We start from the raw sequence: 19696 nt of genomic DNA, 5'->3' as shown, positions 1-19696 counted from the left end.
CAGCAAAGAAAAACGGCCGGTTCAACCGGCCGTTTTCGTTTCTGCGGGCGCCGCCTCAGGGGCGGCCACCGGTGCGGGTTTGCAACTGCCGGTGCCAATGTTCTCGCTGCGGTTGATCTCGCCGATCAGTTGCGGCGCCAGCACTTTCAGGAGCTGCGCCGGCAGCGAGCTGGTAAAGCTGTAGTTCGCTGCTTCCGGCCCCTTGACGTAGGCGGTGACGGTGCCGAAGTGCCGCTCACCGATATAGAACACCAACGTGCCCGAGCGGCTCACGACGCGTTCCGAAATCAGCACGCCGCCTTTGCCGTACACCTCGAAACGATGGTCGCCGGTGCCGGTCTTGCCACCCACGGTGATCGGCGAGCCGTCCGGGCGTTTGAACACGCCGCTGAGGCGCTTCGCCGTGCCGTTCTCGACGACAAGCGCCATCGTCTCGCGCGCGATGCGAGCGACTTCACTCGGCAGCACCCTTTCGCCCTTCGGCGGCACGTAGGCCAACCGAGTCTCGTAAGGGGTGCCTTTGGCGAACTGCATCTGGTCGAGCCGCACGGTGGGCAGCCGGACGCCATCGTTGAGCAGCACGCCGACGAGTTCGGCCAGCGCTGCGGGGCGGTCTGCCGAGCTTCCGAGCGCCGTCGCGTATGACGGCACCAGGGTGTCGAAGGGGTAGCCCAGGCGCTTCCACATCTTGTGGATCTCGAGGAAGGCCTCGACCTCCACGAGTTGCTTGATGCGCACGTCCTGGGCGCTCTTGAAACGCGTCTTGAACAGCCAGCGATAGACGTTCTGGCGTTCGTCGGCGCTGTCGGCAATCACCTGCGACAGCGTTGCCTTCGGGTGCGTACGCAGGTAGCCGACCAGCCACAGTTCGAGCGGGTGCACCCCGGCGAGGTAGCCGCGGTCAGCGAGGTCGTAGCGATCGGGCGAGTAGGCCTCGTAGAGCCGTTCGATGCTGGACGATTCAACCGACGCGTTGGGCAGGTTCTGTTCGAGGAAAGCGCCCAGCTGTGCGGCATCGGCGCCGGGATCGAGCGACCGGAAAATCGTCGTCAGCCGCTTGGGCGTCGGGTGGATGCCCTGCAGCAGGCTTTCGAGCGCTTCGCTGCTGCTCTTGCCCTGGTACTTCTTGTAGAAGCGCAGGATGAATTCCTTGCCTTCGCGGTCGGCGAAGCGGGCGAGGTATTCCTGGCGCTTAGGATCCTTGTGATCGTCGAGCAGCGTTGCGCTGGAACTGGGCATGTTGAACATCGTGTGTCGCACGATGTCGCGCATGATCCGGATGAACGCGAGGTTGATCGAGCGCTGCAGCGATTCGCGCACCGTCACGATGCGGTCGTTATCGCGCTTGTCGAAGTTCTCGAAGGTCAGCAGGCCGCCGCCGGTAAAGAAGCTCTCCGCAGGGCTGGCTGAATACTTGCGATCCATCGCGGCCTGCAGCATGGCTTCAAGGCTGCGATCCTTGGCGTCGGCGAGGTAGGTAACCGCCCATTGCGTCAGATGATCCTGCTGCGCGACCGGCATCTTCAGCAGGGCTTCGCGCTCCAGCGGCTCAAGCTTGTCGTACAGGCGGGCGATGATCTCGAGGTAGGAGACCAGCGTGCGCAGCTTGGCGGTCGAGCCGAGGTCAAGCTTTGTCCCCTCGTTGATATCGAAAGGCTGATCGAAGTTGTCGGTTTGTACCCGGACGAGGTTGGCGCCGTTGGCCCGCTCGAACAGCGTGAAGCTGTAGATCACCTTCGACGGATCGCCGCCGCCGAGCATGCGTTCGCCAACCAGCCCGGCTTCCTTGGCGGCCTCGGGGTTCGAGATCGCGCGCAGGGTTTCCGTCACCTTGCGCTGCAGTGCGGTGTCGAGCGAGCTGGTTGCGCTCATGTCCATGCGGTCGAGGTCATAGAGCCGCGGCACACCAAGCAGGCTGGACAGCTGCGTGCGCGTCACTACCGCGGCCTTGCGCCCGCCCAAGGAATGCGTTGCCACGCTTTGCGCGCTGCGCTGCAGGCGCAAGGGCTGCGAGAGTGCCGCGTCGCGCAACGCGTCCGGGATGATGCCTTCGCTCGTCAGCAGCCGCAGGTGCGCGTTGGTAAGCGATTCGAGCGCCTTCTGGTCGGCCAGGAAGCCGCTTGGGCGGCGCTGCGAAATCATCAGCGACAAGGCTTGTTTGTAGGCCAGCCCACGCTGCGCGGGATTCGCGTTCGGGTCACGCAGCAGCGCATTGACCTCGCCGAAGTCGCGCCCGTACCACGCCGCCATGCCGTCGCCAATGCCGATCACCTCACCGTAGCCCGGCTTCGCGGCGAGCGGTACGGTGTTGAGGTAGTCGAGTGCGAGCTGGCGCCGTACAGCCGTTGTGTCCTCGCCCTGCAGGTAGGCCCGCAGCGAGGCAGAGGCCATCTGCTGCAGCTTTTCGCGCGGCGAACTGGTACGGCCCTCGGGTGAATGACGGTATTTCTCGATCTGCGTTGCCAGCGTGCTGCCACCGTGCGCATCGTGGTCCGCGTCGATCTTGCGGATCAGCTGATCCGCGGCGGCCTTCAGGAAGCGGTCCCACTCGATTGCGGGGTTCTTCGTGGCGTGCTCGGGGCTCAGCAGCTCGCGGTTTTCGATGTACAGCAGGCTGCGCACGAGCAGGTCCGGCACTGACTCGAAACGGTCGTACACGCGTTCCGGGAAGCGCGAGGTGAATAGCGCCTGGTTGTTGCAATCGGTGATCGTCAGGCCGCCTTGCGTCTTTTCGCGATACGGCGCAAACAGCCCGGCGTCGACCGCGCGTGCCATATCGGCGGAGATCCGCGCTTGTTCCGTCACCACATAGCCACGCGCAGCAAGGCGTGGCATCAACTGCGGGAGCGCGCTGTACCCGAGGCGCTGATCAAAGGGGCCGTTGGCCGGAAAGCGGATCGCGTCGCTCTTGCCCGGTGCCACCTTGAACGACATGCGCTGACCCCACTCGGTGAGGTAGCGAGACTGAAAGTACGAGGTACTCGCCTCGTACCAGGCAAGGCCGCCGACTGCGGCGCCGCCCAAAACCACTACGCCTGCGATCCCCTTCAGGATGCGGCTCCGGCGTTTGCGCCGGGGCGAACCTGGGCCTTGCGCCGCGTTTGTCATACTGTTCCAACCGTGTTTCAGGGTTCAATGCAATCCGGATGTTTCCAGCATTATCGCGAAACCGCCCGCATCGCGTACGCGACGTGGCGAACACGCGACGCCGGCGTAAATATGTCGCAGCCTACGTGGACCTGAGCCCTGATTCATGGCATGGCGGCGCTCGCTTCGCGCCCCGCGCGGCGGCACAATGTGCGCTCCCCCTGATGATGGCTGCTGCGATGTTCCTCTCCGATCTCTCATCCTGGCGCAAGCGCGCCGCCGTGCTACCTGCAGCGATTGTGCGTGCGTTTGAGGCCTTGGAGAGGCGGGATCTCGACGCGCTGGAGCCTGGCCGCTATCCGCTCGACGAGGAGGGGATGTTCCTGCTGATCCAGCAGGTCACCACGCAAGCCGAAGCCGCCACCCGGCCCGAGGCCCACCGGGATCACACGGATATTCAGCTGGTATTGAGCGGCCTGGAGCGCTTTGGCATCGCGCCGCCCGATCCGGCGCTGCAGCCAGTGCAGGAGATGTTCGAGGCGCGCGACATCGCGTTCTACCCGACGCCGCGCCATGAGTGGTTTGTCGACCTCGCGCCCGGACAGTTCGCGATCTTCTACCCCGGCGACCTGCACCGCCCCTGCGTCGCTGCAGGTGAGGCGGCGCCAGTGCGCAAGGCCGTCGTCAAGCTACACCGGCGCCTTTTGGGGCTTTGAGCTGGCGCGTCAGTTCGCGCCGCCTTGCTGCTTCTTCATCGCTTCCATCATCTGCTTCATCTGTTCGGGCGTCATTTTCCCGCCTGGTGGCATGCCGGCCTGCATCTTCTGCATTTCGAGGGTGTTGAAGCGACGCCCGCCTACTTCGATGTCACCGCCCTTCCAGCCGGCTGGGCAGGCGCCCAGCCAGCGGACGCTGACCTTGTGGCGCGCGTCGGCCGTGCCATTCATCGGCGGATCGAAGTGGGTCTGCGAGTCGATCGTGTAGGCATTGCTGAAATCGCCGCTCATCACGGCATGGGTGGTTGCTGTGGTGTTGCCGTGCTTGCACACGGAATCGGCCTCCCAGCCGGTGGCGGTTTTCTTGAATGACTGTTTCGCGCATTCCTGGCGCCCCGGGCCGCCTTCGCCGCGCATCGCGTGCTTCTGCAGTTCGGCGTCCGTCTTGGCGTCGATGCACTGCTTCATCGGTGGCATTTCGCGGTTGCGGGCGTCACTTTCGGCCTTGATTTCCCAGAGCCCCTCCTTGCGTTGCGGCATGTCGGCGGCCACGGCGGCGCCCGCTGAGGCGGCGAGGAGGGTGAGCAGGCAGATCGAGCGGGTATGCATGATGGCTCCCGTTGGTGATTGGCTGCTCTCAGCATAGACCGGCGCGACCGGCCAGGCTGGCGCGATTCGCCGGGTTCAATCCTGCGAGTCGGCCTTGGGGCGGAGCAAGCCACGCTCGCGCTCGCGTTGGCGCAGCACGTCGATCATCACGTTGAACGTGCGGCCCAGCGAGCCGATCTCGTCACCTGAGGTGACGCGCACATGGGCGGCGTCGTAGTCACCCCGTTTGAGGGCGTGCGTGGCGTCGATCAGCCGGTGCAGCGGTCGCACGATGCTGCGTGCGAAGACCAGCGCGAGCAGCACGAAAACCACGCCGACAAGCGCGAGGCTGTAGAGCACTTGCCTGAACATGCGGCGAAGCGGGGCCTCGAAGCTGTCGTGCGTCTCGCTGACGCCGACAACCCAGTTGTGGCCCGCCACCGGCGCAAAACCGGCCACCTCGGCCGTTTTCGAGATGCTGGAGGCGTAGTCGATGTTGCCTTCACGCTGCGCGCCGACCATGGCGCGGGCGAGTGCAGGCATGCCGAGGCTATCGATGTGGCGGCGCCGAAAGCGCTGATCGGCAGCGATGGTGGCCTGCGTCGCGGGCGAGAGCGTGTCGAGACTGTGGAAGATCAGGCCAGGATCGCGGTGATGGATCAGCACGCCGTCGCCGTCGATCAGGAAGGCGTTGCGGCTCGCGTTGTGCGCGCTGTCCACGATCGCGCCGATCGTCTCTGCCCGGATACGCAGAACGATGACGCCGATGACTCGCCCGCCTGGGGCGCGCACCGGGTGCGCCAGGTAGGCGCCCGATCGCCCGGCGACGGCACCGACGATAAGGCTCGTTACGTTGGGGCGGCCCGACATTGCCGTCTTGAAATACTCGCGAAAGGCATAGTTGCCACCGACCACTTCCGGCGCGGTGGAAATCAAGGCGGTTCCGGCACCGTCCATCAGCGTCAGCAGGTGTACATCAGGGTTTGTGGCGACCAGCGCGGCGAGCCGGGTGCGGATACGCTCCAACGCTGCGGCGTTGGGGTTCTCCAGGGTTGCGACGACGTCCTGGTCGTTCGCCACGAAGGCCGTCACGCGGCGGCTATCTTCGATCAACTGAGACAAGCGGCCCGCGGTGCTCAATGCGAGATGTTCGAGGCTGCGGCGTTCGGCTTGCGCGAGCGCCTCCATGCTGCCCCTGTAGTTGTGGTAGCCGGTAATGCTCATCGGCACCAGCGCGGCGAACACCAGAGCGAGGCTCATCTTGACCGCAAGCGGCCAGGCGCCCGGATGCCAGATCCAGCGATCGATGCGCAGGCGCTTGCGCTCCTCAGGCCGCGTCGCATCGCTGCCGGCCGCGAGCGCTTCCTGCAGGCCGAGGCTCGACGCATGTGCGGCGAACAGCGCACGGCGGAACGCCTCGACGTTTTGCGGGCGGTCCTCCGGGCGAACTTGCAGTGCCCAGTCGATGGCGCGCAGGAAGGCCGGGCTGAAGCGGCCTGCGCCGGCCGTTTCGGCGCTCAGGTCGGCCTGCGGGGCCGCCTGGCGATCCGGCGCCTCGCGCGGGCGCTGGCCGCTCACCATCCAGTAAAGGGTTGCGGCAAAGGCGTAAAGATCGGTCCACGGGCCCTGGTGATCGCCGAGGTACTGCTCGATCGGCGCATAACCGGGGGTCAGGATTGCGGGCGCGTCCACCGCGCTGCCGCTTGCGGGCCGCGCGGCGCCGAAATCGAGCAGCACCAGGCTGCCGTCCTCGTCGCGCACGCTGATGTTGTCCGGCTTGATGTCACGGTGCAGCACTCCGCTTCGGTGGACCAGCGCGAGACCGTCGAGCAGTGGCGCGAGCAACAGCAGCAGATCGGGTTCCGAGATCGTCGGTGCGCCGGCCTCCGACCCTTGGCCCGCCTTGCGCGCGCCGAGCAGGCGGCTGAGCGCCGGCGTGGCGCGGCCACGCCCCTGCCACCAGTCGGTGAGCGATTTGCCCCGCTCGTAGTCGAGCACCATGTAGGCGGTGCGGTTGGCTTCGAAGAAGCGCGCCACCCGTACGATGTTCGGATGGCGAAAGGTAGCCAGCGTGCGCGCTTCGACGAGGAACTGGTCAAGCCCGTCGAGCAGCGTGCGCACGTTGTCGATACGGCGCGGGCGCACCGTACTGTCGCGTGCGCGATGGGCGAACTGCGCCGGCAGGTATTCCTTGATTGCAACCGATGCATGCAGGTTTACGTCGGTTGCGAGGTAGGTGATGCCGAAGCCACCCTGGCCCAGCACCGCGTCAATCCGATACTCATGCAAGCGGTAGCCGGCCGGCAGCGCGATCGGCACGGGGCTCCCCGCGGCATGCACCGCGTCGGCGGCTGCACCGGCGGGTAGCACGACCGTCGAGTCGTCGGCTACGGTGGCGGATGAAGCGATCGCACGCTGCCGTTCGGCAGCAAGCGCTTCGGGCGTGAGCAGTACCGTTTTCTGGTCGTCCATCTCGCGTCGCGGCTTCCGGTGGGTGGCGGCACGGGTGCTACGATAGTTCAAACCTGCACCGGGAGTGCGTTCCATGCGCGCGAAGCGCGAGTCCGCCGAAATCGCCGAGCCCGCCACCGCACCGCTGCGCCGCCTCTTCGCCGTTGCCATTCTGGTGGCGTTGTTCGGCGTTGGCATGAGCGCATTCCTCAACTACTTCAAGTTCAAATCCGCACTCGAGTCGGCCGCGCGTTCGCGCATGGCGGTGCCAGTGATGGCGGTGCGCGAGGGGGTACAGGCTTCGCTCGCACTCGGTCTGCCGCTGGCGAGCGCGGCCGCGGTGCCGGATCTGCTAGCGCGCGAGCGCCAGGCCGACGGCGCGATTCGCACGATTTCGATCTTCGACACCAGTGGCCGGGTGCGTTTCAGCTCCGATCCGCGTGCCGTCGGCACGGTAGTGCCCGCTGCATGGCAGGCGACGGCCGCCGCCGCTGGCAACGACGCATGGCATCTGACCGCGTCCGATGAGGCAGTACAAGGCCTGGCCCTGCGCAACAGCTTCGACTTGACGCTGGGTCATGTCGCAGTTGGCTACGGGCTCGCCGATCAGCACCAGGCGCTGGCGCGCATGCGCGGCGCGCTGCTGCCGATTGCGATCTGGGGAAGTCTTGGCAGCGCGCTGCTTGCGATGCTGGTGGTGTGGCGCGCGCTGAATACGGGGCACAAGCCGCCGCATGGCAGTGGACTGGGCGCGCGCACCGCGGGCGCCGTCGCGTCTTCGCAGGGCCGCCTGATCGCGGCGATGCTGCTGGCGGTGATGCTTGGCCTGGGCTGCGTGTCGTGGGCCACGCAGCACGCCTTCGATCGCAATCTGCAGCCTGAACTCGCGCGCAAGGCAGTGGTGGTGGGCGGTTCCGTCAGCGAGTTGCTGGCGCGGGCGATCGGCCACGGCATTGCGATGCCCGAACTGGTGGGGGTAGAGGCCTATCTGGCCGAGGTGCGGCGGCAGCATCCGGAACTCGCGCAGATCGTGGTTCGCGATACGGGCGGTGTGCCGCGCTTTGCGGTTGGCGAGCGCGCGGCGGCGCCCGGCGTGCAAGTGCCGATCGGTGCCGCGAACCACGCCCTCGGGAGCGTCGAGGTCGGCGTGAGCCAGGCCTACCTGCGCAACATGCTGTTCGAAGTGCTGCTCGATCTGGCGGTGGTGTTCGTTGTCGCGGTCTTCCTTACGCGCGAGCTCTTGCAGTTCATCACTGCGACCGATCCACGCCTCGCCGCCGCGCCAGCCAGCGGCGGCACCGTGCTTGCGCGCATGCGGGTGCCGTTGTTCCTTTTCATGCTCGCCGAGGAGCTGACGCGCGCCTTCGTACCCGGCTTTGCGCGGAGCTTGCTCGGTACGCATGCCGCGGCGTCGGCCGACGTGGCGGTCGGTTTGCCGATCACGGTCTTCATGCTCGTCGTAGCGCTTGGTCAGGCACCGCTGGCGAGCTGGAGCGAGCGCATCGGTTTGCGCCGTGCGATGCAGTGGGGCGCGCTGATCGGCTTTGTCGGCCTCGTGGGGGCGGCGCTGGCGAGCAACCTCTACGTCTTCATGGGTTGGCGGGCGCTGTGCGGTTTGGGCTACGCCACGGTTTTCGTTGCCGCGCAGGGTTTCGTGATCGCGCACACCACGCAGGCTGAGCGCGCCCGCGGCTTTGCTTTGTTCGTGGGAGCCATCATGGTGGCCGCGGTGTGCGGGCCGCCGCTGGGTGGCATCCTCGCCGACCATGTCGGTGCTCGGGTCGGATTTGGTGTCGCCGCAGCGATTGCGCTCGCCGCATGGGGGGCGGTGCGTTTGCTTCCGCAGGCTGCGACTGCGGCGAGCACAACGCCCGCACTGACCTGGCGAGATCTCAGGCGGGTGCTGAGCGAACGGCCCTTCCTGCTGATCACGCTGCTCGCTGCCGTGCCGGCAAAGCTGATCCTCGCTAGCTTCTGTTTCTATCTGGTGCCGATTTACGTGGTGTCGCTTGGCGCGCCGACAGCCGCCGCCGGGCGCGCCCTGATGGTCTACGCGGTCCTGCTGGTGGTGGTGCTTCCCTGGGCGGCGCGCTTGGCGGAGCGCGGCGTATCGCAGGTGCATCTGATCGGCGGCGGGCTGTGTGTTTCGGCGCTGGGCGGGCTGGGCTTGCTGCTGTGGGGTGGTGTGGGCCCGGTGTTCGTTGCAATGGCGCTGCTCGGGCTGGGTCAGGGCTTGTCGATTGCGGCGCAAAGCAGCCTGCTCTCGCTCGCCTGCGCCGACGAGATTCGCCAGTACGGCAGCGGTGCGCTGTTTGGTGCTTACCGCCTGATTGAAAGACTCGGCAACGCCAGCGGCCCGCTGCTTGCCGGCGCGCTGGTGATGGGGCTTGGCTACGCGGGCGCGTTCGCCGTGATCGCTGCGGTGGTGCTCGTGTGTGGCCTGCTGTTCCTGGGCCTCTCCGGTGCCATGCGGGCCGTGCAAGCCGATGAGGTGCGTGCATGAAGGCGCGATGGCTGGTCGTGCTGATGCTGCTGGCGATGTGCGTGCAGCCGGTTCAGGCCGCACGGCCGTTCCGTATCTATGCGGTGACCTACCGTGGGGTGACCGAGGTGGAGCGCGGCTTTGCCGACTATTTCGCCGCGCGCGGCATCCCGGTCGAGATCACCTACCGCGACATCGCGCTCGACACCGCCCGCTTGCCCGCGCTGGTGGAAGAAATCCGCCGCACGCGGCCGGACCTGGTTTACACCTGGGGCTCGGGCGTCACGCTGGGGATCGCCGGTCCGTGGGATCACGCCGATCCGGCGCGTTACATCACCGACATTCCTCTGGTGTTCAGTCTCGTCGCGGCGCCGGTCAGCGCGCGCATCGTACCGAGCATGCAGTCTTCGCGGCGCAACGTCACCGGCGTCAGCCATGTCGCGAGTGTTGCGGCACAGATGCAGGTGATGGCGGCCTACCGGGCGTTCCGCAGCGTCGGCGTGCTCTATTCGCCGAACGAGCCGAATGCGCTGGCGGTGCTCGACGAACTGCGCGCCGAAGGGCGCAAGCGCGGTTTCGCGATACAGGCGCGCGCCTTCCGCACCGATGCGGCCGGCAAGCCGACATCCGAGGGTGTGGCTGCGCTGATCGGCGAACTCCGGCAAGCGGGCGCGGAGTGGCTGTATCTGCCGCCGGATTCCTTTCTCAGCACGCAGGCGAAGGCACGGGTGGTGCCGGCGGCCCTGCAGGCCGGGCTGCCGGCGTTTGCATCCACCGAGCCGCTGATGGCGGCCGGTGCGCTGGCCGGCCTGGTGAGCCGCTATTACAACGTGGGCCAGTTTGCGGCCTACAAGGCCGAGCAGATCCTGGTGAACAAGCTGCCGCCAAGCCGCATCCCGGTCGAGACGCTGACGCGGTTCTCCTTGCAGATCCGTTTGCCGGTCGCGCGCCGGCTTGGCCTGCTGCCGCCCCTTGCGATGTTCAATTACGCTGAAATGATCGACGCCGATTTCGCCGCGCCGGGCAAGCCTGCGCTGGAGCCGTAACGATGACTGACCCTTTGCTGCCCGCGGGCTGCAGCCTGCGCAGACTGGATGAGACCGATCTGCCTTCGCTGCTGCAGCTTTACGCGGCCGTGATGGCTGCGTTGCCCGATGCGTCGATGTTCCGCCTGGCCGGTGGCCCCGAGGCCTTCTTCCGCGGCCACTTCGGCGAGCGGGGTGAGAGCTTGGGCGTGTCGCTGGACGGTGAGCTGGTGGCCCATGGCGCGTTGACGCTGCCCAGCGCGGGCGACCGCGACAACTACGCCAACGACGTCGGCTGGCCCGCTGCGCGCGCCGCGACGGTGGCCTTGCTGTCCGCGGCAATGGTGGCGCCCGAGCACCGGCGCCTTGGGTTGCATGGCGTCTTGATCGATGCGCGCATTGCTCGTGCGCATGCGCTGGGCAAGCCAGATCTGCTGGTCCGGGCTGCGCCGGCCAACGCCGCGTCGCGCCAGGCCGTGATCGAACGCGGATTCGTCCTGGTGTGGCTGGGCGTGCAGGCGGAAGGCTCGCTCCGCCATGTCTTCTGGCGGCCCGCCGATCGGCCGGCGACAGCACCCGCAGCCGGCGAGGCCGTCTGGTTGGACGCAGAGGACCTGGCTGCACAACAGCAGCTGCTGGCGACCGGATGGATCGGGGCGCGCGTGCGGCCAGGTGACACGGCAATCGGCTTCGTTCAGGCGGGCCCGTAGCGGCGGGCAGCTGAATCGGCAGCCTGGCCTCGCGTATTTGTTACCATCCAACGCAGTTTCCGCATCAGGCCGTTCCCGCATGACCTACAACGAATCCTCCTTCCGCGTCCTCAAAGGGCTTGAGCCGGTTCGCTCGCGCCCCGGCATGTACACCCGCACCGATTCGCCGGCGCACATCATCCAGGAGGTGATCGACAACGCCGCGGACGAGGCGCTGGCTGGTTTCGCCAAGCGCATCCATGTCGCGATGTTCCGCGACGGCTCGGTGGCCGTGACCGACGACGGGCGCGGTATCCCGGTCGGCCTGCATCCGGTGGAAGGCGTGCCGGTGGTGGTGCTTGCCTACACGGTGCTCCACGCCGGTGGCAAGTTCGACAAGACGTCGGGCGCCTCCGCCTACGCGTTCTCGGGTGGCCTGCACGGTGTCGGCGTGGCGGTGACGACGGCGCTGTCGCTGAAGGTGGCCGTCGACGTACGGCGCGAGGGCAAGGCCTGGCATGTGGAGTTTGCCGATGGCGGTCGCGCGATCAGCGAACTGGTCGAGGTTGGCCCCTGCGGCAAGCAGACCGGTACCCGCGTGCATGTGTGGCCGGATCCGAAGTATTTCGACGCGCCGCGTGCCTCGCTCGCCGAGATCGAGCGCCTGCTGCGCTCCAAGGCGGTGCTGCTGCCGGGCGTGACGGTGACGCTGGAGGTGGAGCAGGCCGACGGCAGCTTCGTCAAAACTGAATGGCGCTACGCCGACGGCCTGACCGGCTACCTGCGCGAGATGGCCGGTGGCATCGACCCGCTGGTGCCGGTGTTCGCGCAAGAGAAATACGCCGGCCAAGACGAGGATTTCGCGCCCGGCGAGGGTGCGGCCTGGGCCTTCGCGTGGTTCGACGGCTTCGTCGGCAGTGAAAGTTATGTGAACCTGATCCCCACGGTAAACGGCGGCACGCATGAGTCCGGCCTGCGCGGCGGAGTGTTCGAGGCGGTGAAGTCCTTCGTCGAGCACCACGCGCTGCTGCCGCGCGGCGTGAAGCTGCAGCAGGACGATGTGTGCGGCAAGATGAGCTTCCTGCTCTCGGCCCGCCTGCTCGATCCGCAATTCCAGGGCCAGGTGAAGGAAAAGCTCAACTCGCGCGAGGCGGTGAAGCTCGTGTCCACAATGGTGATGCCGCTGTTCGAAGCCTGGCTGAACCAGAACGTGGAGCAGGGCAAGGCGATCGCGGAGCTGGCGATCAAGCAGGCGCAGAGCCGGCTGAAGGACGCGCAGAAGGTCGAGAAGAAGAAGACCTCGGGCGTTGCGGTGCTGCCCGGCAAGCTCTCCGATTGCGAGAGCGAAGACATCAACGACAACGAGCTCTACCTCGTCGAGGGCGATTCGGCCGGCGGCTCGGCGAAGCTTGCCCGTTCGCGTGAGACGCAGGCGATCCTGCCGCTGCGCGGCAAGGTGCAGAACTCCTGGGAGATCGATCCCAACCGGCTGTTCGCCAACAACGAGATCCACGACATCGCGGTGGCGCTGGGCGTGGACCCGCACACGCCGGAAGCGCCGGATACGGTGCTGACCAACCTGCGCTACGGCAAGGTCATCATCATGGCGGATGCGGACGTCGACGGTTCGCACATCCAGACCCTGCTGCTGACGCTCTTCCTGCGGCACTTCCCGCGCCTGGTCGCGCGGGGCCATGTGTGGATCGCGTTGCCGCCGCTCTACCGCGTGGATGTGCCGGCCTCGGGCAAGAAGCGTCCGGCGCGGCGCCTGTATTGCCTTGACGAGCGTGAGCTGGCCGCGGTGCGCGACCGGCTGGTCAAGGAAGGCGTCAAACCGGAGCACCTCGAAATCGGCCGCTTCAAGGGCCTCGGTGAAATGAACCCCGAGCAGCTCAAGGAAACCGCGATGGACCCGGCGACCCGGCGCGTGCTGCCGGTCACCCTCGATGACATCGCGCTGACCGATACCAACGAGCTCTTCGATCTGCTGATGGGCAAGGGCGAGGCCTCCGGCCGCCGCGCCTGGATGGAAGCCAAGGGCAATCTGGTCGAGGCCGATCTGTAAGCGCCCCGCGCCGGGGCCGGCATCGCCCCCCGGGTGCTTGAGCGGGTGCCGGGCGGGCTCAAGTCAGCGGCTGCCGTGCCGTTCTCCCGGGCATGTACGCGCTCGCGCCCGCATCGCTGCCTAGCCTGACTCGTCGCCGCCTTGTCTCCGCGGGTCTCGGCGGCCTTGCGCTTGCCGGCTTGGGCAGCGGGTGCCAGCCCGAGGTGTTCTCCGTTCCGACCCGCCCGCTGCGCATCGCGATCGACTTGTGGGCCGGGCACTACCCCTTGCTGCTTGCGCGCGAGCGCGGTTTGCTCAAGGCGCAGGGCGTTGACGTCGAGGTCGTGATTCCCGAGAACACCCGGCAGTTGCTGTCGGACTTCGCGGCGGGTTCCTACGATGGCGTGTGTGTGTCGCTTGGCGACATGATCACGCTCACGCGCGCCGCGCCGGATATCCACATGGTGCTGGCCTCGGGCGAGTCGATCGGGGCCGACCGCATCCTCGGCCGCGAATCGCCCTCGCGCGTGGATGATGTCCGCGGTGCCCGCATCGGAACCTCGCTCGGCGGTTTTGGCGAACTGCTGGTGCTGCGTTTCGCCAAGCGCTACGGCCTGTCGCTCGGCGATATCGAGCTGGTTCACGTTGATGCGTCCGAGGTGCCGGCTCACCTTGCCCGTGGCGTGATCGACTACGGCCACACGTGGGAGCCGTATGTCGCGCAGGCGCGCGAGCAGGGCTTTGTCGAGGTCTTTTCAAGTCGCGACACCCCCGGTCTGGTGGTCAACGGGCTGATCTGTCATGGCTCGGTGTTGCAGCGACGCGGGGCGGAGATCCGGGCGCTGATTTCCGCCTGGTTCGAGGCCGTCGATTGGTGGAACCGCTACGAACTGGATGCCGAGCCGATTCTGCGGCGGGCACTGAGTGGCCGCACCAATGAAGTTGTCAGGGTCGCGATCCGCCTGCTGACGCGCGACGACAACCGCGCGAAGTTTCGCCGCGGGCCGACCGAAGAGTCGCTCTACCGCGTGGCGGAGGTGTACGCCGATCATTTCATCGCGCGAGGCCTGATCGGCCGCCGCCCGGCGCCGTCCGAACTGCTCGATTCGGGCTTTCTCGCATGAACATTCGCACCCGCTTGCTGCTGGTGCTGGTGGTGGCGGCGCTGGTGCCGCTCTATCTGGCAGGCTGGTTCGCGCTGCGGGCTAATTCGGCGGCACGGGCGGAGCGCGAAGACGCCGCGCTCGCCTCGCGCGCGAACGAAATGGCTGCGGATGTCGAAAGCTTCGTCCGCGGCTCGCTTGAGGCTTTGCGCGCGGATGCCGGGCAGCCGATCTTCGAGCGCTACCTGACCGCCGCACCGGACGCGCGCGCGCCGATGCAGGCCGAGCTGCGCGGCGCGCTGCGCAGCGTCGCGGTGAAAGACCCGATCCATGTGATGTCCGCTGCGCTGCTCGATGCCACGGGGCAGGTATTGGGCGATACCGCGCTCGCACCCGCCGAACGTGAGCCCGGGCAAAGCAGCCCGTGTGCGCCGCTTGCTCTGAGCAGCGGCCTTGGCACGCTGACCGGCCCAAGTGTGGATGGACCGTCGCGCAGACCGTTCATCTATTTTTGCCAGCCGGTACGCAATGCGCGTGGCCACATCATCGGGCTGTTGCGCCTGCGCGTTTCGGCGGCACGCCTGCAGGCCATCGTGTGGCGCGGCGCGCTGAATGATTTGTCGCTGCGTCGCGTGCTGGTGCTGGGCCGTGAGGGCGTGCTGGTGGCCCATAGCTCGCGACCGGAATGGGTGTTGCGTTCTCGCGTCGGCGGCGATGCAGCATCGGATGCGCGACTGCGGCGCGAGGGGCTGCTGGCGCCCGATGGTGAGATACAGCGTTTGCCCGGCGCTTTACCGCCCGCCAGCCAGACTGCGCAGCTCGCGTGGGTTGATACGGGTGCAGATCAACTGCGTGTGGCGGTCGTCAACGTGCGCGACAGCGCCTGGCGAGTGGTCGTGCTGATACCACGGGCCGTGTGGCTTGCAGGCTCCCAGGCGGAAGGCCGCACGATACTCTGGCTGGGCGGTGCGCTGACGGTGTTGCTGTTGCTCGCCGCCTGGTTCGCTGCCGGGCGGATTGCTGAGCCAATCGTGCGCCTCACTGCGCTGGCGGACCAGGTCGGGCTGGAGGGGCCGACGCCGCGTCTGCCGGTGGAGGCGGGCGGCGAGGTCGGGCGACTCGCACGCGCAATCCAGGCGATGACCGAACGCCTCGAAGAGACGCTCGCGCGGCTCGCGGCTCAGGTCGAGGAGCAGCGCGCCACCGCGTCGCGGCTGCAGATCAGTGAATCGCGGTTTGCCGCGTTGTTCAACCTTTCGCCGCTGCCTTTGCTGTTGTCCGATCGCGGCAGCGGCGAAATTGTCGATCTCAATGCAGCCTTCGTGGCGCAGTTCGGCGAAGACAGCAAAGCCTTGCCCGGTCGAACCTTGCTTAACCTGCGCGACGACTCGCGCTACCCCGATCTCGAGCAACTCGCCTGCCGCTTGGGCGAGGGCGGCGATGTCGACGCGCTCGAGACGCTCGACACCGCCGGCGGCGCGGTCTGGCTGCGGATCTTCGCGCGCGCGTTCGAGGCCGGTGAGCGGTCGCTTGCGATCTGGACCTGCGTCGATGTGAGCGAGGCCGAGCAGACCCGACGCGCGCTGGAAGAACTGAACGCCTCGCTCGAAAGCCGCGTGGAGCGGCGCACCACCGAGTTGCGCGAAACCCTTGCGCGGTTGCAACAGGCGCAGGACGAACTGGTCCGTTCGGAAAAACTGGCGGCGTTGGGCGGGCTGGTGGCCGGCGTGGCGCACGAACTCAACACGCCGATCGGTAACAGCGTGACGGTGGCCAGCACGATCGGTGAAATGACGCAGAAGCTCACCGCCGAGATGCGCGCCGGGCAACTGCGGCGCTCACAGCTGGACGAGTACCTTCAAGCGATGGTCGACGCGACCAGTCTGATCGAACGCAACCTGGCGCGCGCGCGGACCCTCGTCACCAGCTTCAAGCAGGTGTCGGTCGACCGCGTCAGCGAGGCGCGGCGCAAGTTCGACCTTGCGGACGTTGTCGCCGAAGTGGCGGAAACGCTCGCCCCGGGCCTGCGCGGCCAACCCGGCCGGCTTGAACTCGATTTGCGCAATGTCGCGATGGACAGCTATCCCGGCGCCATCGGGCAGATTGTCACCAACCTGGTGAACAACGCGATGCTGCACGCCTTTGAGGGGCGCGACGACGGCCATGTCGTGATCAGTTCGGCGCAGTTGCCCGATGGCTCGGCGGAGTTGTGCTGCCGCGACGACGGTTGCGGCATGGACGCCGAGACGCTGCGCAAGATCTTCGACCCCTTCTTCACCACCAAATTCGGGCGCGGCGGCAGTGGTCTGGGCATGCACATCGTCTACAACCTTGTGACCCGCGTGCTCGGCGGCCGCATCCAGGTCGATAGCCAGCCGGGGCTGGGCGCTAGCTTCCGCATCGTGATGCCGCAGGTCGCGCCCGATGCAGGCGAATGATCCGGCGTTAAAGCAAAGCCCGTCGATGCCGTAGTCCTACAGGTGACAAGGGGAGCCAAGGCCACAGGGATGCCAGCAGGAAAAACCGTTTCGCCGACACGCCGCAGCGCCTTGCGCGCCGCGCTCTGCTATGCGGCGGTCGCGCTGGCTGGCTGTGATCGACAGGCGCCGGTGCGCGCGGCGCCACCGCTGCGGATCGCGATCGACCTGTGGGCCGGCTACTACCCGCTGCTGCTCGCACGCGAGCTGGGCTACCTGAAGGCAGCAGGGATCGAGGTCGAGATCTCGCTGCCGGAAAATACCCGTCGGCTCCTGAGTGACTTCTCGGCGGGCAGCTACGACGGCGTGTGCGTATCCTTGGGCGATGTCATCACGCTGACGCGAACATCGCCCGACATCCGCATGGTGCTTGCGTCGGACGAATCGGCCGGTGGTGACGTCCTGCTCGCACGCGAGCCCTTCGCCGATGCTGCGGCCCTGCGCGGCAAACGCATCGGCACCTCGCTCGGTGGCTTCGGTGAGCTGCTGGTGTTGCGCTATCTCGCGCGCTTCGGCCTGTCGTTCGATGATGTGAAGCTGGTCAATGCGGATGCGTCGTCGGTGCCCGAGCTACTTAAACGGGGCGAAGTCGACGTCGGTCATAGTTGGGAGCCCTATGTCTCGATGGCGCGGAACAGCGGCTGCAAGGCCGTGTTTTCAAGCGCGGATACACCGGGGCTGATCGTGGACGGGCTGATCTTCCGCCTCGGGGTCATCGAATCAAGGCCGGACGCCGTGCGGGCAGTCGTGGCTGCTTGGTTTCGCGCGCTTGCCTGGTGGGACAGCCATCCGGCCGAGGGTGACCAGCGCCTTCTGGTGCTGCTCAAGGGGCGCACCAACGACGTCAGCCGCGATGGCATCAAGCTGTTGGGGGTGGCGGAGAACCGCGCGAAGTTCCGCCACGGCGACACCGACAGTTCGATCGTTCATGTGGCCGATCAGTACATCCAGCACTTCATTTCGCGCGGCTACCTGATCCGGAGGCCGGAGCCGGCCTCTTTGATTGATTTGCGCATGCTGCCGTGAAGATCCGCGGCCAGCTTCTCGTCACGCTCGCGTTGGTCGCGCTCGTGCCGCTCTACGTGGCCGGCTGGATCGCGCTGCGCGCCAACGAGTACGCGCGGGCGGAGCAGGAGGACCATGCGCTGCTGGTGCGGGCGGGCGAAGTTGCGGCGGCGGTCGATACCTTTGCCGCGGCCACCCTGGACGGCCTGCGTGCTGATAGCCACCTTCCCGCGCTGCGGCGCTACCTCGCCGCCGACGATGAGCGCCGTGCCTTGTTGATCTCGGAGCTGGTGGAAACGCTGCGCAACACCGTGATCAAGGATCCGATCCATGTCGGTTCCGCCGCGCTGCTCGATCGAGACGGCCGTGTGATGGTCGACACCGAGCTTGGCCGGGTTGGCGCCAGCGAGGCCGACAACCTCTGGTTCCGTCAGACGGTCGATTCCGGCATGCCCAGTCTCGCCGGCCCGTTCTTCGACGCCGACGGTGCAACGCTATGGGCATCGGTGCCGATTCACGATGGCGGTGGTCGCGTGGTCGGCGTGCTGCGCCAGCGGATCTCGGCGGCACGGCTGCAGGAGTTTGTGCGACGTGACCAGGCGCGCGATGCGGGCGGCGGCTTCAGCGTGTTGTTCGACAGTGCCGGCGTCGCGATCGCCCACGGCGAGGATGGTCGCCTGCAGGGGCGCGTGGTGTATGGGGCCGACCGCGCCAGTGTGGCTCGCCTCAAGGCGGAGCGCAGGGTTGCGAGCGATCTGTCGGTGTTGGCGCGCCAGCCCGCGGCGCTGGTCGATGGGGTGAGCTGGGCCGATATCAACGGCGATGGCGCTGACGAGCGCGTCGCCGTGGTGGCGCTGAATACCGCGCCTTGGCGCCTTGCGTTGGCCGAACCGACCTCGGTCTACTTCGCACCCTATGCCCGGGTTACGACGGCCGTGATGGCGCTCGGGCTCATGGTGACCATGCTGATCGTCGGGGCTGCGTGGCTGGTGTCGACCCGCATCGCGAAGCCGATCGTGCAGCTGACCGATGCGGCGGAACGCATCGGCACCGGCGAACAGGCAATTCTGCCAACTGGCGCCAGCGGTGAAATCGGCCAGCTCGCGCGCGCCTTTGCGCATGGCGATCTGCGCCTGCGCGAATCGCGTGCCGCGCTGGAATCGCTCAATGCGACGCTCGAAGCGCGTGTGCAGTCGCGCACGGCGGAACTGAGCCAGGCGCTCGAGCGACTGCAGCTTGCGCAGGATGAGCTGATCCGGTCCGAGAAGTTCATTGCGCTGGGTGGTCTTGTGGCGGGCATTGCGCATGAGCTCAACACGCCGATCGGCAACAGCGTGACGGTGGCGAGTACCTTGATGGCGCAGTCGCGCCAGCTGCAACGCGATGTGGCGGAGAACCAGTTACGCCGCTCCTCGCTCGTCGATTACGCCAACAACGTCAGCGATGCGGCAGGTCTGCTGGTGCGCAACCTTGAGCGGGCGCACGAGCTGGTGGCGAGTTTCAAGCAGGTGTCGGTCGATCGCGTAAGTGAGAAACGCCGCGAGTTCGATCTGGCGACCACGGTGCGCGAAGTGGTCGCCACGATGGCGCCGGTGATGCGGCACCAGGGTGTCGAGATCGAACTGATTCTGGAAGATGACGTCGTGCTGGACAGCTACCCGGGTCCGCTCGGCCAGATCATCACCAACTTCATCAACAACGCGCTGATCCATGCGTTCGAAGATCGCGAGCATGGCCATCTGCGGATCACTGCCGCGCGCAGCGGGTCGCGCGACTGCGCGCTGTCGTGCCGCGACGACGGTGTCGGGATTCCGCAAGAGCAACTCAAGCGGATTTTCGACCCCTTCTTCACCACCAAGCTCGGTCGCGGCGGTAGTGGTCTTGGCCTCAGTATCGTCTACAACCTGGTCAGCGGCGTGCTGGGCGGGCGGATCGATGTCGAGAGCACACCGGGCGAGGGGACCTGCTTCGTCGTGACCATCCCGCTCGTCGCTCCCGACGCGACGCCAAACGCCTAGCGCAAAGCCTG

At 66.9% G+C, this 19696-nt stretch carries 12 protein-coding genes; 9 read left to right on the top strand and 3 right to left on the bottom strand.

Going from position 1 to position 19696, the window contains the following annotated elements:
• Positions 1–21: 21 nt before the first annotated feature.
• Positions 22–3030 (bottom strand): transglycosylase domain-containing protein, encoded by a 3009-nt coding sequence (locus HH302_RS16875; protein ID WP_371814728.1) that lies wholly within the window; start codon positions 3028–3030, stop codon positions 22–24.
• 296 nt (positions 3031–3326) lie between these two features.
• On the opposite strand from HH302_RS16875, the gene HH302_RS16870 reads away from it, so the two are divergent.
• Positions 3327–3803 (top strand): YhcH/YjgK/YiaL family protein, encoded by a 477-nt coding sequence (locus HH302_RS16870; protein ID WP_172203417.1) that lies wholly within the window; start codon positions 3327–3329, stop codon positions 3801–3803.
• A gap of 9 nt (positions 3804–3812) precedes the next feature.
• On the opposite strand, the gene HH302_RS16865 is transcribed toward HH302_RS16870, so the two are convergent.
• Positions 3813–4412: a DUF3617 family protein gene (locus HH302_RS16865; RefSeq protein ID WP_172203416.1), complete on the bottom strand. Its 600-nt coding sequence runs from the start codon at positions 4410–4412 to the stop codon at positions 3813–3815.
• A gap of 75 nt (positions 4413–4487) precedes the next feature.
• Positions 4488–6914, bottom strand: coding sequence for a cache domain-containing protein (locus tag HH302_RS16860; RefSeq protein ID WP_172203415.1), 2427 nt, complete (start codon positions 6912–6914; stop codon positions 4488–4490).
• 22 nt (positions 6915–6936) lie between these two features.
• Here HH302_RS16860 and HH302_RS16855 point away from each other — a divergent pair, with 22 nt between their 5' ends.
• The 8 genes from HH302_RS16855 (at position 6937) to HH302_RS22790 (ending at position 19685) form a co-directional block, all read left to right on the top strand.
• On the top strand, positions 6937–9345 hold the full coding sequence (locus HH302_RS16855) for an MFS transporter (protein WP_172203414.1): 2409 nt from the start codon (positions 6937–6939) through the stop codon (positions 9343–9345).
• Positions 9342–10370, top strand: a complete 1029-nt coding sequence (locus HH302_RS16850) for an ABC transporter substrate-binding protein (protein WP_172203413.1) — start codon at positions 9342–9344, stop codon at positions 10368–10370. The genes HH302_RS16855 and HH302_RS16850 overlap by 4 nt, the downstream gene beginning before the upstream one ends.
• Before the next feature lie 2 nt (positions 10371–10372).
• On the top strand, positions 10373–11059 hold the full coding sequence (locus tag HH302_RS16845; protein WP_172203412.1) for a hypothetical protein: 687 nt from the start codon (positions 10373–10375) through the stop codon (positions 11057–11059).
• 79 nt (positions 11060–11138) lie between these two features.
• The gene (locus HH302_RS16840) at positions 11139–13103 is read left to right on the top strand and encodes a DNA topoisomerase IV subunit B (protein ID WP_172203411.1); all 1965 of its coding nucleotides are present in this window, start codon (positions 11139–11141) and stop codon (positions 13101–13103) included.
• Positions 13104–13306: 203 nt separating this feature from the next.
• Positions 13307–14206, top strand: coding sequence for an ABC transporter substrate-binding protein (locus HH302_RS16835; RefSeq protein ID WP_172203410.1), 900 nt, complete (start codon positions 13307–13309; stop codon positions 14204–14206).
• Positions 14203–16623 carry an ATP-binding protein gene (locus HH302_RS16830; protein ID WP_172203409.1) on the top strand — a complete coding sequence of 807 codons (2421 nt, stop codon included), beginning with the start codon at positions 14203–14205 and terminating at the stop codon, positions 16621–16623. Before HH302_RS16835 ends, HH302_RS16830 begins: the two co-directional genes overlap by 4 nt.
• Before the next feature lie 69 nt (positions 16624–16692).
• Complete coding sequence (locus HH302_RS16825; RefSeq protein ID WP_172203408.1) at positions 16693–17688, top strand: ABC transporter substrate-binding protein; 996 nt, start codon at positions 16693–16695, stop codon at positions 17686–17688.
• A complete protein-coding gene (locus HH302_RS22790) occupies positions 17685–19685 on the top strand; it encodes an ATP-binding protein (RefSeq protein ID WP_172203407.1) in 2001 nt (666 codons plus the stop codon). The genes HH302_RS16825 and HH302_RS22790 overlap by 4 nt, the downstream gene beginning before the upstream one ends.
• Positions 19686–19696: the final 11 nt, after the last annotated feature.

It is taken from the genome of Niveibacterium sp. COAC-50 (assembly GCF_013184235.1).
Classification (GTDB): domain Bacteria; phylum Pseudomonadota; class Gammaproteobacteria; order Burkholderiales; family Rhodocyclaceae; genus Niveibacterium; species Niveibacterium microcysteis.
Note: the sequence above shows the minus strand (reverse complement) of the source record. Positions and strands in the feature narration are given on the sequence as shown.

Bases quoted from the DNA above. Each gene is read 5' to 3' on its own strand.
- HH302_RS16855 (WP_172203414.1), top strand. From the start codon at position 6,937: ATGCGCGCGAAGCGCGAGTCCGCCGAAATCGCCGAGCCCGCCACCGCA.
- HH302_RS16850 (WP_172203413.1), top strand. From the start codon at position 9,342: ATGAAGGCGCGATGGCTGGTCGTGCTGATGCTGCTGGCGATGTGCGTG.
- HH302_RS16825 (WP_172203408.1), top strand. From the start codon at position 16,693: ATGCCAGCAGGAAAAACCGTTTCGCCGACACGCCGCAGCGCCTTGCGC.
- HH302_RS16845 (WP_172203412.1), top strand. From the start codon at position 10,373: ATGACTGACCCTTTGCTGCCCGCGGGCTGCAGCCTGCGCAGACTGGAT.
- HH302_RS16830 (WP_172203409.1), top strand. From the start codon at position 14,203: ATGAACATTCGCACCCGCTTGCTGCTGGTGCTGGTGGTGGCGGCGCTG.
- HH302_RS16865 (WP_172203416.1), bottom strand. From the start codon at position 4,412: ATGCATACCCGCTCGATCTGCCTGCTCACCCTCCTCGCCGCCTCAGCG.
- HH302_RS16870 (WP_172203417.1), top strand. From the start codon at position 3,327: ATGTTCCTCTCCGATCTCTCATCCTGGCGCAAGCGCGCCGCCGTGCTA.
- HH302_RS16840 (WP_172203411.1), top strand. From the start codon at position 11,139: ATGACCTACAACGAATCCTCCTTCCGCGTCCTCAAAGGGCTTGAGCCG.